The following is a 13,037-nucleotide window of genomic DNA, read 5'->3' on the forward strand; positions in this document are numbered from 1 at the left end:
GGTTATCGGTCGGTCGTCGGTCTGGGTGTCCAGCGTTGGACCAGGGTGCCGCGGGCGAGGCGGCGTGCCATGGTGCGGATCATCGCCCAGTGGATGAAGGTGGCGGAGCTTGCAGGGTCGCGTTCGTAGTCGCGGGCGAGGCGGCGGTGGGCGGTGATCCAGGCGAGGGTGCGTTCCACGACCCAGCGTCGTGGGAGAGCCTGGAAGCCTTTCTGGCCGTCTTTCTTCCGGACGATCTCAACCGTGGTCTTCACGAAGCGGGCGGCCCAGTCGACGAACTTTCCGGCGAAGCCGCCGTCGGCGAACAGGTGCCGGCAGCTGGGGGTGGCGAAGTAGTGATCGATGAGCAGCTGGCGGGCGCCGTCCCGGTCTTGCCGGCTGGCCGGGACGATCAGCACCCCCAGCAGCAGGCCGAGGGTGTCGACGACGATGAACCGCTTGCGGCCGTTGATCTTCTTCCCCGCGTCGTAGCCGCGAGAGGCGGCGGTAACGACCTGGGAGCCTTTGACCGACTGGGAGTCGATCACACCGGCGGTCGGCTCGGCCGCTCTGTGCTCGGTCTGGCGGACCGTGTCGCGTAACCCGTCGTGGACACTGATCGTCACCCCTTTCTTCTTCCACCGGTCGAAGAAGCCGTAGACCGTCTTCCACGGTGGGAAATCCACCGGCAGCGCCCGCCACACGATGCCGTTGTGGGTCACGTAGAGGATCGCGTCCACGATGTCGCGCCGGTCGTGGCTCTCGGGCCGGCCGTCCTTCGGGACCGGGGGCAGCAACGGCTCGACGTAGGCCCACTCCGCGTCGGACATATCGGAGGGATAGCGGCGAGATCGACCCATGCCCCGACCGTGGCCAGCCCGACCCGTCCGATCACGCCACCACACCGCGAAGATCAGAAACAGATCACGCGCAGGCCACACAACCAAGATCTAAGACAGGCTCTGAGATGGTCGCCGCCATCATGACCGAGGCCGAGCGGCGCCGAGACGCCGATGGCTGACGCCGGCGGCCTGGACGTGGCCGCCCTCGACGTCATCGATCTCGCCGCCGTCGCCCACCGGGTCGCCCGGTACGAGCGGGCCCTGGAGGCGGTTCGGCTCCGGCTGTCGGGTGCCGTGGATCCCCGGGCGCTCGACGCGCTCACGCGCCATCTGGCCCGGCTACCAGCCCGCCCCGCCGTGGCGTTCACCGTTGCCGTAGCCGAGGCCGATCTCGCCGCACTGCGGCGGGTGCGGGCGTTGCTCGGCGATGAGCCGCCGGCCGGCTGGTCGGTGGCAGCGATCATCGTCGATGCGCTCGCTCGCCGCGAACAGATGTTCGGTGGCGCGGTGGTCGTGCCGCCTCTGCTTGCCGGACCGGTGCGCGCCCTGCTCGTCGAGGCCCTGGCCGCCCGTGCGCGCCGCGACGGCGGGCCGCTCCCGGCAGTCGGCTTGAGCACGCTGCTCGACCAGCTCGACCGCGCCGCGCTCCGGTCGCGCCCCGGTTCCGACACCGGTACCAGCGACCGGCCGACCGGTCACGCTGCGATCAGCATCAGCGCCGCCGAGATGGCCCGTCGGATGGGATGTAGCACCGGCTACGTCCGCAGGCTGGCCCGTCGGGGCGCGATTCCCGCCCGACGGTCGGGCGGGGTCTGGATCATTACGGAGCCGGGCACAGACGATGACCACCTCACCCGCCACGAGCACGGCTGACCTGCGCCGCCTGTCCGCGGCCGACCTCGCCGACTACCAGCGCGACGCCGAAGCCGCCCACGCCCGCGCGCAGCAGCAGCTCGAGCAGGCCGCCGCCGACGACGCCGACCCCGACGACGTCGAGGCCCTCGGCGTGTTCGCCCGGGCCCGTGCCCGACTACGGGGCGCCGAGGCTGAGGCCGCCCGCCGGGAAACGGTCCGCCGGGACCGGCGTGACGAGCTCATCGCCTCGATCATGAACCGGCCCAGCGACGCCGAGCAGATCCTCGACCACCTCGAAGCCATCGGCGAGGCCGTCGCTGGGCTGCGACGGATCGCCGAGTACCGCAGGACGTTCATCGCGGACACCGCCGCGGGGCTGCGGGGCTGCGGCGTGGCGGCCGGACCGCGCGGCGGGTCCGGCCCCTGGCACAGCGAGCCCTACATGGGGTGGTCCGTCGGAGTAGGACCGCGGCGCGTCGACCAGATCGACCCCGCGCTGTACGTCGCTCTCGCGCTGCGCCGGGTGTTCGGCGGTGCGCCGTCGGGCTGGACGCTGCCGCAGCCCTCGGCCGCGGCCGTCGACGCCGTCGGCACAGCCGACCTGACAGAGGTGCTCCGCCGTGAGCTCGGCGAGGCCGCCTGATGACCACATCGACCGACGCCGAAACGCTGCTCTCCGACCTCGACCAGGCATCGGACGGCGAAACTGCGGCCCGCGCCGAAGGGCTCCTCGCCCGTCTCATCGCTGCTCGCGCCGAGTGCACCCGGGCCCGGCTGGCCGCCGAAGCGGGCGCCGAGCGGCGCGCCCGACTGGAGACCCTCGCCGAGGAGATCCGGGCCGCCTCGCCCGACGCCGACCGCCTGCACGGGCTTCTCCTCGCCGCTGAGACGGCGCTCGCCGAGCTCCTGGCCGCCGTCGACGAACGGGGAAGGCTGCACGACTCGTGGCGTGCCCAGCTTCGCGCCGAGCAGGTCACGCCCGGCACGGTCGCCCAGCCCGAGAACGCCGGCCTCGGCTGGCTGGAGCACGGCGGGGACCTCCTGGTCGACGGCCAGCGGATCATCCGGCCCGATGCTGGGCAGCTCGCTGGCCTTGCGGTCTACCGGGCCACCAACTCGACGATCAACCCCGAGCTACGGCCCGGCCGGCACCTCGCCGACGACTGCCAGCCGTTCCAGCAGGCACTCGCCGACGATCCGGCCGGCTTCCTGCGGGCCCGGCTCGGCGCCACGGAGACGACCCGGTGAGCGGGGACGGCCTGGGCTTCTTCGACTACCTCGACGCGCTGGACGCCGCCCGGGAGCGGCGCGAGGCAGCGCCAGCCGCCCCGGCCGCGTTCGGAACGCCGCAGCATCCCAGCTGGCGAGGGGAGACCCGGGTGCCGCAGCGCGACGCCGCATGGCTTGACAACGCCCCGCAAGAAGAGATCCACCCGGCTTTCCAGCGGGGGGAGCTCGCCGAGCTTCTCGGCGCACCCGTGCCTTTCCGGGGCCCTGCCGACGGCAAGCAGTGGACGGCACAGGACGCCGGCGCCGCAACCCCGGACGAAGTCGACCAGGCGTTGCGCTCCGGCCAGCTACGGGACCTGCTCGCCGGGGACGCCGGCCCGGACGGAACAGCGGACGGGGACGGGGACGGGGCAGCCTGACATGACGGCACTCCCCGGCTACAGCCGCAAGGCCACCCCGCGGGCCGTTCACGGCTCCGGGGACTTTGGCCCGCGCCGGGGAACCAATGGCCTGTCCATCGCCCAGCTTGCGGGCCGTGCCCGCGCAGACCGGGCGGACCCGCTGCGGGCGAAGGTCGAGGCCGACTTGCGGGCCGTGCCCGCGCAGACCGGGCGGACCCGCTGCGGGCGAAGGTCGAGGCCGACCCGAGCATCCGGAACCCGGACGCCTTCCTGGTGTGGTTGGGCCGCCGCAAGGGCGGCCTGAACAGCCACCGGGGCCGCAGCGCGCATCCGGGGATCGGCACACGCAGGCTCGCCGAGCACGCCGCGGTCAGCGGCGGGGGCCGGTCGGTGCTCCCGTCTGGTGGTGGGGATGCGCCGACGATGCGCCTGTCCCGCGCGGACCTCGGCCGGGCGTTGCGGGAGGCCGCGCCGACGCTGGTCCTCCCCCGCCCGGCCGTCCAGGACGCGTCGACGGTGGCGCTTCGCCGGCCGGCCGCCCGTGAGGCGGACACGGTCGCGCTGCGGCTCCCGATGAGCCAGGCCGCGCGCGTCGCTCGAGCGAAGCCGGGCGGCCAGTGGAACGCCCCCGTGAACCTCCCGAAGGCGCCCGAGGCGCCGAAGCCGGAGCCGGTGAAGCTCCCGCCCGAGCTGGCGAAGCTCCGCGTCTCCGGGGTGAAGGCGCCGAAGCTCGGCGGGGTGAAGATCCACAAGAAGACGAAGATTTCGAAAGCTTGGCGGCTTGGTCGCCGCTGACCCTCTGGAGCACAAATGACGACACCGTCGGGGCCGAGTACGGCCCACACCATCCCCAGCCCACCCGGCTGGCCTGACCCGTACCTCACCTCGGTCGAGATGAACAAGATCTCGACAATGCTGTCGTTCCTGTCGTTCCGAGCGGGCGGGTTCTGCCAGCTCACCCAGACGATCGCCCACGACATCCCCACCGACTCCGACTACCCGATCGCAATGCAGAACGAGGAGGTCGACCGCGACGGCGGACATTCCGACCGGGACAATCTCTCGCGGTACATGGTGCGTACCCCGGGGGTGTACTTGGTCGCCGGGACCGCGGCGCTGGCCGTCAACGGCACCGGGTTTCGCGCGTCGAAGTTGATGGTAAACGGCGGCTCGGCCTCGCCGATCACTCTGGCTATCACGCAGCGCGCGGCGATGACCGGCATCGAACCGTTCATGCCCGTGGGACCCCGCGTCGTCCGTCTCGCGGTGGACGATTACGTCGAGCTGCGGATCCGCCAGAACAGCGGGGCGACCATTCAGACGTCGGTGGCGGACGGCGGATCATCCCTGACCGTCATCTGGATCGGAGCATGATGATGATCGGAACCAGTGACGGTATGGCCGCCCTGCTGCCGGACGTCGGGGTGTGCCACGTCCGCGCGACCAGCCCGCAGAACCTCACCCCGGGCGAGGACAGCCCGATCGTGTTCGGCGCCGCCGAACAGGACGACGAGCACATGTGGGACCCGGCCCACCCCACGCGGATCAGCGTGCCCACGGCCGGGGCGTACATGGTCCTCGCTACGCTCACCGTCGCCGCGGGCCCGGCCGGCGGCCGGGGCATGCGGGTACGCCGCAACAACGCCGAGGCCGTGGCCGGGGCGACCACACCCGCCGACGACGGCGACGCCGTGGTGCTCGACCTGCCGGGGCGCATCGTCACCCTGACCGCCGGCGACAAGCTGGAGCTGACCGGCTGGCACACCGGCGACGAGCCGCTGTCCACCTCGCTTGCCGACGAGGGCTGCCGGCTCGCGGTCATCCGGCTGGCAGCCCGGTGACGACCGCACCGGGCGAGGTCCCGGACGACCTGGTGGCCCGCACCGCGGTGCCGGACCACTGGCCGGCGATCAGCGAGCGGATGGCGCGCAGGCTCACCGACGATCGGCTGATCCCGTGCTGGGTGGTCGGCCGTCGGGTGTACGTCTCGGCCGCGGATGTCAAGACGTACCTGGCGTCCTGCTACCGGCCGGCCGGGTGAGGGCGGCCTACCACACCTGGGGTGGGGCCAGGGGACATCGACGTTCACCGGCACCTCCCAGCGTCGCCCGTCATCATCCGAACAGCGCACGCGCAGGTGTAGCTGCTCAGATCGGTCCTCGACCGCGCGCACCAGCCAGTCCGTCTGGTCGCCGGTGCTGAGGGCACCGTGCATACCCGTCAGATGAGACCCGGACGAGGCGGCGACGAACTCGACGCCGTGTCCGTCGATGATCGAGGCGGTCAGGCGGGCGAGGCGCCACGGACTGGTGAGGCGGAGGCGGAGATGGAACATCTCGGTTCCGCCCGAGGCGCCGGCGGACTCCGGGGCTTCCTCCATGGCGCCGACGAAGGCGGGTAGCCGTTCGTCGCTGCGGCGCTCCTTGTCGGATCGGGCCATCTGCCGGGCGTAGATGGCGCTCCCGATCGCGACCACCAGCGAGATGATCGAGACGATGAGCGCGGCGATCCCCATGCCGGAAGCCTAGGGGCACCCCGGGACCGCACGGTCCGCACCGGTCCCCCATGGATACAACAGAAGGGGCATTCTGTTGTATCGTTCGATCATGGCCAGTGTGATCGTCCCGACCGTGCCCGCCGCCGTCGACGTGCTGCCCGCCGGCAGCACCCCGGCGCTCATCCGGGCGAGCCGCGACCCGTGGGCCGCGCTGGTCGCCCTCTGGCTCGACAGCGGCTTCTCCGCGCGGACCCGGGAGGCCTACGCCCGGGCGGTCGCCGAGTGGACCGCGGCATGCGCGCGGTGGGGCGTCGCGCCGCTGGCGGCGAGCCGACCCCATGTCGACCGGTGGGCCCGCGACCTCGAAGCGGCCGGGCAGGCATCCACGACGATCGCGCGCAAGCTCGCCTCGGTCAGCTCGGTGTACGACTATGCCCTCGACGAGGGCATCGTCACCGCCTCCCCGGCCGCCCGGGTCAAGCGGCCGAAGACCCTCGACCGGCATCAGGCCCCCGGTCTGTCCCTGGACGAGGCCCGCCGGTTTCTCGCCGCCGCCACAGCCGACGGGCCACGAACCGAGGCGCTCATCGGCCTGATGCTCCGCAACGGCCTGCGGGTGTCGGAGGCCATCAGCCTGGACGTCGACGACCTCGACACTGAACGGGGCCACCGGATCCTCCGTCTCGTCGGCAAGGGCTCGAAGGCCGCGAAGATCGCCCTGTCACCGGCGACCGCCCACGCCATCGACACCTACCTCGACGGCCGGGCCGACGGGCCGCTGTTCGCCACCGCCACCGGGCGCCGCCTCGACCGGCCCGCTGTCTGGCGCAAGGTCCGTGCCCTCGGCCGCCGCGCCGGCCTTCCCCAGGCCCGCCTGTCCCCGCACTCGATGCGCGCCACCGCCATCACCCTGCTACTCGACGCCGGCGCGAGCCTGCGCGACGCCCAGGACTTCGCCCGCCACGCCGACCCCCGCACCACCCGCGGCTACGACCGCGCCCGCGGCAACCTCGACCGCCACGGCACCTACGCTCTGACGGCCTTCCTCGGAGCGTGATGTCTCGTTCGCGGGCCGCCATCTCCTGCTGGACTTGACGTCGTGGGCACCACCTCACGGGGGTGGGGAGTGGCGGTGGCCGCCCCAGCTGGCGGTGGCTGCTGGGGGCCAGCGTCCGGGATGACGCCTTAGCCGGAGGCTGCTCATGGCTGGAACTTTTATTACTGGGCACTGCTGGTGTTAAATCGTGACATGGCCACTACCATTGCTTTCTTCAACCACAAGGGTGGCGTTGGGAAGACCACGCTGCTCTTCAACGCCGCAGTGGAGATGGGGCGCCTTGACAAGCGGGTCCTCATGGTTGACTTCGACGCCCAGGCCAACCTGACCGCAATCGCGGCCCACGATGACGTGCTCGATAAGTTGTACCCTCCGGCACCCGCCGTTGGGTCGAACACGGTGGCCGGGGCATTCGCGCCCCTGGTCAGCGGCGCTGGTGATCTTGCACCACCTTCCGCGCTCGAAATCCGAGACAACACCGTATGGCTCCTGCCCGGCGACATCCAGCTGTCGACGTTTGAGGCGATCCTTCCGAACGCATGGGTGGAAGCCCTTGCCGGCAACGAGCGGGGATTCCGCGTAACGAGCGCTCCATACCGCCTCGTTAATGAGGTCGCGCAGGCGGTCGATGCGGACTTTGTCTTTGTTGATCTAGGGCCCAATGTTGGAGCACTCAACCGCGCAGTTCTACTTGGAAGTGACTATTTGATCCTGCCGATGGCCTCGGATCTTTTCTCCTTGCGTGCTCTACCCAGCGTCGGTCAAAGTCTCGTCACCTGGGTCAATCAGTGGGGAACGGCTCAAAGAATGGCGCCGCCATTGGATTTTGAGATTCAACTCGGAGTGCCGAAGGTGTTGGGTTACGTCTCTCAGCAGTTCAACATTTATCGGGGAGAAGCGACCTCGGCATTCTCTTCATGGATCGCGCGAATCCCTGAAGCGATCAGAAAGGGGCTTCTTGACCCGCTCAGCGTCCACCCAGATGGCCATGGGGAAACGCTCGCAGATCCTGCCAGAAAGTCCGATCCCAAGGTGGGGGACCTTAAAAACTTCCACAGTCTAGTTCCTCATGCGCAGCTCCTAAGGAAAGCGATTTTCGAGCTCCAGGTAGACAACGTGATTCGCGGCAATCAATACACCCGAGCTAAGGAGTCGGAGACGCAGTTTCGGGATCTTTGCGTGGAGATCATTAAGCGTACGTGAATCGGGGGTGAGGCACCGCGCCGGGAGTGGCGCCCTACTGCGGACATCAGACTGGCGGCGCACAACGCCCTTCGGTGGGATGAATCCAAGGATGGCCTGCTCGACGCCGACGGCTGAGACGATCAGGACGAAAGACAGCCGCGAGTAGCCGTCGGGTACGGTCGGGGAGCCGGTTCGGCCGGCGCGCCCGCCGCGGCGGCCTGGAACTGGCCTGGGACCGGCGCACCGGCACCTATCTCCTCAGCGACCCACAGACGGGTGTCCTGGTTGCGGGCGACTACCAGTCGCTGCCCGACCTCGACGCCGTCGAGCACTGCCTGGCCGCCTGACGCTGGACACGGCCGCGCCCCCGCACTCGTCCGGGCCGGGGGCGCGGTGTCGCCAGCTCACCACCCGACCGGCAGAGCGCCTGTCCCGACCTGCGCCAAGCCCCACGACGACACCTGATCGTCCACTTGATCAGGGAACCTTGATCAGGCCCCGCGCACGCACGGCCCGGCCGGCGATCACGCTGGTACGCAATGGCAGCCGCGACAGCCCGGACCGTTTCTCGTGCCCGGGAGCCTCTTGACCGGCGGGGTACGTTGCCTGTTTCTGCTCGACCGGCACGGGACCATGTGCTGAGCGCGATCCTCGGTGGCGATGACCCTGGTTCGACGGAGGCGCCAGCTTGTCATCGCCGTCCATAAATAGTCACTGTGACCATTTATGGACTGGGGACTGGCGAGGGAGCGGCGAGCTCCACAGCCCCCGCCGCTCGGCGGTCAGGGTGGCGGAGGCATCCAGGGATGCGGATCGCGTCCCGCGGCAGGACCCTCAAGCCCGACTCCGATTGACTCCCGCTCGTCAACACGCGCCCCGGTTGACCAGGGGCCCCTTGACTTCGCCTCGCGCGCACGAGGAAGCGCCTGCGGGTGCGATGGTTCAGGCCGTTCCGCTCCCAAGAGCTCGTTGACGAACCAGCCCGATGTCCGGCGGCGGTCTCCCTGCCTCCCTCGGGCGGGAAGGCCCGCACCTGCGACCGACAGGGAACTCCGCGGGTGCGGCGCCCGCGTGCGGCGGTTGACGCCCGATAGTGCACCTCGATCCTCGTGAGTGCGCGTATCCGTTGCCCGCGCGCATGGTGACTTCGCCGATCGCAGGCCGCGAAGCGTCGCGAGGGTCGCGCCCATCGGCGCGTGCGCGACAGGCGGCGCCCTCGTCCTCACGCCATACCGATAGGGTGCAACGCGCACTTAAACGACTTCGGGGGACACCATGCGTAAACCACTGATTGCTGCTGCCGTTCTCGCGGTCACCCTCGGCACCGCCGGATGCTCCAGCTCCGGTAGCTCTGGCACGTCGACCGGCGCCACCCCCGCAGCTTCCGCCGCGCCGACCACCGCGTCCGCCGGGCTGGACCCAGCCGACCTGATCCGGAAGGCCGGCGGGAAGCCGATGGCCGGGCAGAACCCGAATGCCACCGACGCTCGCGGCAACCGGTACGCCACCGGCGGGATCGGTGACGACATCGCCCACGTGCAGGAGATCCGCATCACCACCCAGACCCCTACCAGCACCCCCTGGCCGCAGCAGCCCTCCACGGCCGAAGACTGGTACATCACCGGCCCCGGGTTCGTCGCGGACCTTCAGGGCTTCACCGGCGGCACCGGGCAGGTGTCACCGCAGACCATCGCCCAGCGGCTCGGTGGGACAGTCGTTCCGCGGGGTTAGATCGGGCCTTGGCGGCGTTCCCACTCGATCCGGCTGATCGCATACACGCCTTTCTCGGCACCGTGGAGAGGCTCGGTGCGCACGAGGTGCATGCCGAGCCGTTCGGCGAGGCGGATGGAGGCGGTGTTCGCGGCGCGGATGACGGAGACGATCTCAGGTAGCTCGGGGTGGGTGTCAAAGGCCCAGGTGATCGCCGCCGTCGCGGCCTCGCTCCCATAGCCGCGTCCCCACCAGGGGCGGCCGACGAACCAGACCGCCTCGATGCCCGGCCACCCCGGTTCGGACCACAGGCCGGCGCGGCCGACGAGGGTGCCGGTCGAGTGTTCGACGACGGACCAGGGGCCGACGCCTTCGAGTTCCCAGCAGCCGATGTTGCCGGCGAGGTTGTGCCACATGCCGTGCCGGTCGGTGGGGCCGCCGATGTGCTGGGCGAACTCCTCGTCGCTCCAGATGTCGGCGTAGGCGTCGAGGTCGGAGCGGGTGATGGGGCGCAGGGTCAGGCGTTCGGTAATGAGGGTGGGGATGGTGGTCACGGGGCGCCGGTTCCCGCGGGCAACGCCTTGTATGCCTCGGTGAAAGCGGCGACCTGGGGGAGCTGGCGATAGTCGGCGGAGAGGGTTCGGCCGAGGCTGCGCAGCTTCCCGGCAACGGTGTGGGCGGGTGTCGCCGTGTCGTGCAGTACCACGGTGGCAATCCGGGCGGCTTCTTCGGGTTCCGGCTGGCTGCCGCGGAGGTAGGCGAGGGCGAGGGTGAGCGCGGCGTGGTGCGCCTCCTCGGAGGAGAAGTCGCCGCCGCGCTTCCGGTAGCCGTCCACAGCGAGCGCGGCCCATGTGCGGGCATCGGCGGTGTCGCCTAGGGCAAGCGCGGAGCCAGCGCGGAACATCGCCATCCCGGCGGGGCCGACGGGTGTCGATCCGGGCCGGGGGGTGAAGGTGTCGGCGGTCGCCTCCATCCGGTCGAGAGCCTCACGGGCCGCCGGGATGTTGCCGAGGGCGGCATGGGTGCGCGCCTCGTAGGCGGCGATCCGGGCAGCCATGTATGGGTCGGTGATGTGGCTGACCGCCTGGAGCTCGGCCAGCGCCGGGCCATACCGCTGCCGCCAGTAGGCGATGCTCGACCGCAACGCCGCCACAGACAAGATCAGGACCGGGTCACCGACCTCGGCGGCATAGCGGCCGGCGAGGCCGGCGAACCGACGGGCGGCGCGCATGTCGTCGGCGTTGAAGGCCAGCCGGCCAAGGAAGTAGGTGAACTGTCCGCCCAACAGGGTGATGCGGGTCCGGGACTCAGGGGCGACCGGGCCGCCGAGGATGGTGGTGATCTGCCTCCACCGGGCGCCGACCTCGGGCAGCAGCGACGTGTGCGGGGCCGAGCCGTACGCCCGTGCGATTTCGTCCGCGTCAGTTTCGAGCTCGTCGAGGGTCGCGGCCGTCACGGCCTCGTCCATGCGCGTCTGAGTCGATGCTGCCAGCGCGGACAGCGCGGACAGCTCCACGAACTCGCGCCGGTCCGTGGCCACCTCCTCTCCTGGTCCCCCCGTCACTGTGGAGTTCCCGGCCGGCGAATGTCCATCACCCGCCCGCTTGATCTGCAGGGCGGTGTGTTCCATGACTGCGTCCTGCCATAACTGCACCAGCCGGCCGGTGGCGTGCAACTCCCGGTCGAGGCCCTCAACCACCGGCCGCGTCGGCAGCAGCCACGGACTGCCGTGCTGCTCGCCGCGGCAGGCCGCTGACACGACCATCCGATGAACCCGGATCTTCTCGCCCAGCTTGGTGAAGTTCGCCGACTCACGCACCCCGCGCAACTCGCGCAGCCGCGCGAGCTCGGACACGAACGCCGATTTTGCTGGCCGCGGCCGATCCTGCACGACGGCCCCCTCCCCGCTCTCGCGAGAGCTTGGCGGGCGAGAGAGACCTCTCTCGCGTCCGCGAGACTCTCGCGGTCTGTCGCTGACCTGCTGCGCAGTGTGTCATAAGACGTACCGGCGGATGTGCCGGTCGGCGTTCGATCCGCGCGGGCAACTCCTGATCGGTTCCCCGCCGCGGCTCGCCGCTCGCCGCCGTGGGTGGCCGCCCACCCTCTGCCCCGTGGAGGGCCGCGCGGCCGCGTGCAGTGGGAGGGGGCGAGACACCGTCTTCCCCGCCCCCTCCCACCCCTGACCTATCCGCGTCCCATCCCCCACCTGGAGGCCCCCATGAGCCAATCGACCACCAGCCCGGCGTCGACGACCGTGATGGTCGGCCTGCCGAGCCCGCACGTCGTCGGCGAGCGTGCCGCGGTGATCCTCGACGCGATCGAGGCACACCCGGAGTTCCCCCGGCTCCAGGCCAGCACCCTGCAGTACCCGGAGTGCTGGGCGACGTTCACCGGCTACCCGCTGATCGCCGAATGGGACCTCGACGCCGACGGGCCGCACCTGTTCGTCGAGGCGCTGCGCACGATGGCGATGAAGGCCGCCGTGTTCGAGTTCACCCAGGACGAGAAGACCGCGGAGCTGGACGTGTCCGCGCCGGTCGACGAGATGGTCCACGCGCTGACTGCGCAGTTCACGATCCTCTCCCGGATCCAGGCCGATCTCTCGCTGACGTTCATCCACTCGACCGACAACGAGCGCTTCGCCTACGACGCGGGCGGCTACACCGACGAGGTGTACCGGGCCGCCGGCTGGGGGGAGCTGCCGCGCCGCTACTGGATCGGCAAGGCCGAGACCAGCCGCCGCCTGGATGTCCTGTACGAGCGCTACGAGTCGATCGGCGTGCAGCGCGGCGGCCGATCCCACTTCCTCACCTTCGGCCGTTAGAACTCCGCCAGGGCAGCCCGTAGCGCGTTCACCACCAGCTCGGGTGGGAACCGGCGCGCTGCGGACCGCTCAGCTTCGACCAGCACCTCGGCCACGTTGTCGGCGTCGGCGTGCCGGATGAGCGCGGTCATCCACCCGGCGAGCGCATCTGGATCGTCGGGCATCGGCCCCGGATGCGAAGCCGGTTCCGTCTCCGCGGGCCAGCGTTGCCCCGCGGAGGCGTACCGGCCGACCGGAAACCCGATCTTCTCAGGGTGGATGCACACCGGCACCCCGCTGACCAGGTCACGCCGATAGCCGGCCGTCGTGTCGTACCGACTGGCGGGCCCTGGCCCGTCGACGATGTCGAACCTGCCCGGATCATGGACCTGTCCCGGGCAGACCGCGCACAGCGCGTCCTCATCCCAAGGATGATCCATGTCGGATGTCACCCGCCCATCATCACCAGCCGCCGGCC

General features: G+C 70.6%; 16 protein-coding genes. 12 read left to right on the forward strand and 4 right to left on the reverse strand.

Going from position 1 to position 13,037, the window contains the following annotated elements; genetic code table 11:
- Positions 1-2: 2 nt before the first annotated feature.
- Positions 3-839, reverse strand: a complete 837-nt coding sequence (locus AC5R91_RS13885; protein WP_495392242.1) for an IS5 family transposase — start codon at positions 837-839, stop codon at positions 3-5.
- Between the two features lie 153 nt (positions 840-992).
- Here AC5R91_RS13885 and AC5R91_RS13890 point away from each other — a divergent pair, with 153 nt between their 5' ends.
- From AC5R91_RS13890 to AC5R91_RS13940, 11 genes are all read left to right on the forward strand, one after another.
- A complete protein-coding gene (locus AC5R91_RS13890; protein WP_495397563.1) occupies positions 993-1,694 on the forward strand; it encodes a helix-turn-helix domain-containing protein in 702 nt (233 codons plus the stop codon).
- Entirely contained in the window at positions 1,663-2,319 is a 657-nt protein-coding gene (locus AC5R91_RS13895) for a hypothetical protein (protein ID WP_495397564.1), read from the forward strand. Before AC5R91_RS13890 ends, AC5R91_RS13895 begins: the two co-directional genes overlap by 32 nt.
- Positions 2,319-2,924 (forward strand): hypothetical protein, encoded by a 606-nt coding sequence (locus tag AC5R91_RS13900; protein WP_495397565.1) that lies wholly within the window; start codon positions 2,319-2,321, stop codon positions 2,922-2,924. Before AC5R91_RS13895 ends, AC5R91_RS13900 begins: the two co-directional genes overlap by 1 nt.
- Positions 2,921-3,325: a hypothetical protein gene (locus AC5R91_RS13905; protein ID WP_495397566.1), complete on the forward strand. Its 405-nt coding sequence runs from the start codon at positions 2,921-2,923 to the stop codon at positions 3,323-3,325. Before AC5R91_RS13900 ends, AC5R91_RS13905 begins: the two co-directional genes overlap by 4 nt.
- A 255-nt stretch (positions 3,326-3,580) precedes the next feature.
- Positions 3,581-4,102 (forward strand): hypothetical protein, encoded by a 522-nt coding sequence (locus AC5R91_RS13910; RefSeq protein ID WP_495397567.1) that lies wholly within the window; start codon positions 3,581-3,583, stop codon positions 4,100-4,102.
- Positions 4,103-4,117: 15 nt separating this feature from the next.
- Positions 4,118-4,681: a hypothetical protein gene (locus AC5R91_RS13915; RefSeq protein WP_495397568.1), complete on the forward strand. Its 564-nt coding sequence runs from the start codon at positions 4,118-4,120 to the stop codon at positions 4,679-4,681.
- Positions 4,682-4,683: 2 nt separating this feature from the next.
- Positions 4,684-5,148, forward strand: a complete 465-nt coding sequence (locus tag AC5R91_RS13920; RefSeq protein ID WP_495397569.1) for a hypothetical protein — start codon at positions 4,684-4,686, stop codon at positions 5,146-5,148.
- Positions 5,145-5,348 carry a helix-turn-helix domain-containing protein gene (locus AC5R91_RS13925; RefSeq protein ID WP_495397570.1) on the forward strand — a complete coding sequence of 68 codons (204 nt, stop codon included), beginning with the start codon at positions 5,145-5,147 and terminating at the stop codon, positions 5,346-5,348. Before AC5R91_RS13920 ends, AC5R91_RS13925 begins: the two co-directional genes overlap by 4 nt.
- A 565-nt stretch (positions 5,349-5,913) precedes the next feature.
- Positions 5,914-6,861, forward strand: a complete 948-nt coding sequence (locus tag AC5R91_RS13930; RefSeq protein ID WP_495397571.1) for a tyrosine-type recombinase/integrase — start codon at positions 5,914-5,916, stop codon at positions 6,859-6,861.
- A 192-nt stretch (positions 6,862-7,053) separates the two neighbouring features.
- The gene (locus AC5R91_RS13935; RefSeq protein WP_495397572.1) at positions 7,054-8,064 is read left to right on the forward strand and encodes a ParA family protein; all 1,011 of its coding nucleotides are present in this window, start codon (positions 7,054-7,056) and stop codon (positions 8,062-8,064) included.
- Between the two features lie 1,257 nt (positions 8,065-9,321).
- A complete protein-coding gene (locus AC5R91_RS13940; RefSeq protein WP_495397573.1) occupies positions 9,322-9,777 on the forward strand; it encodes a hypothetical protein in 456 nt (151 codons plus the stop codon).
- On the opposite strand, the gene AC5R91_RS13945 is transcribed toward AC5R91_RS13940, so the two are convergent.
- Positions 9,774-10,310: a GNAT family N-acetyltransferase gene (locus AC5R91_RS13945; protein WP_495397574.1), complete on the reverse strand. Its 537-nt coding sequence runs from the start codon at positions 10,308-10,310 to the stop codon at positions 9,774-9,776. The two genes, AC5R91_RS13940 and AC5R91_RS13945, sit on opposite strands and share 4 nt — an antisense overlap.
- Entirely contained in the window at positions 10,307-11,611 is a 1,305-nt protein-coding gene (locus tag AC5R91_RS13950; protein WP_495397575.1) for an NsdA family TPR-like regulatory protein, read from the reverse strand. Before AC5R91_RS13950 ends, AC5R91_RS13945 begins: the two co-directional genes overlap by 4 nt.
- 363 nt (positions 11,612-11,974) lie before the next feature.
- Here AC5R91_RS13950 and AC5R91_RS13955 point away from each other — a divergent pair, with 363 nt between their 5' ends.
- Positions 11,975-12,580, forward strand: coding sequence for a hypothetical protein (locus AC5R91_RS13955; RefSeq protein WP_495397576.1), 606 nt, complete (start codon positions 11,975-11,977; stop codon positions 12,578-12,580).
- On the opposite strand, the gene AC5R91_RS13960 is transcribed toward AC5R91_RS13955, so the two are convergent.
- On the reverse strand, positions 12,577-13,011 hold the full coding sequence (locus AC5R91_RS13960; RefSeq protein ID WP_495397577.1) for a hypothetical protein: 435 nt from the start codon (positions 13,009-13,011) through the stop codon (positions 12,577-12,579). The genes AC5R91_RS13955 and AC5R91_RS13960 overlap by 4 nt on opposite strands.
- Positions 13,012-13,037: the final 26 nt, after the last annotated feature.

The sequence above is a fragment of the Frankia sp. BMG5.60 genome (assembly GCF_059428125.1).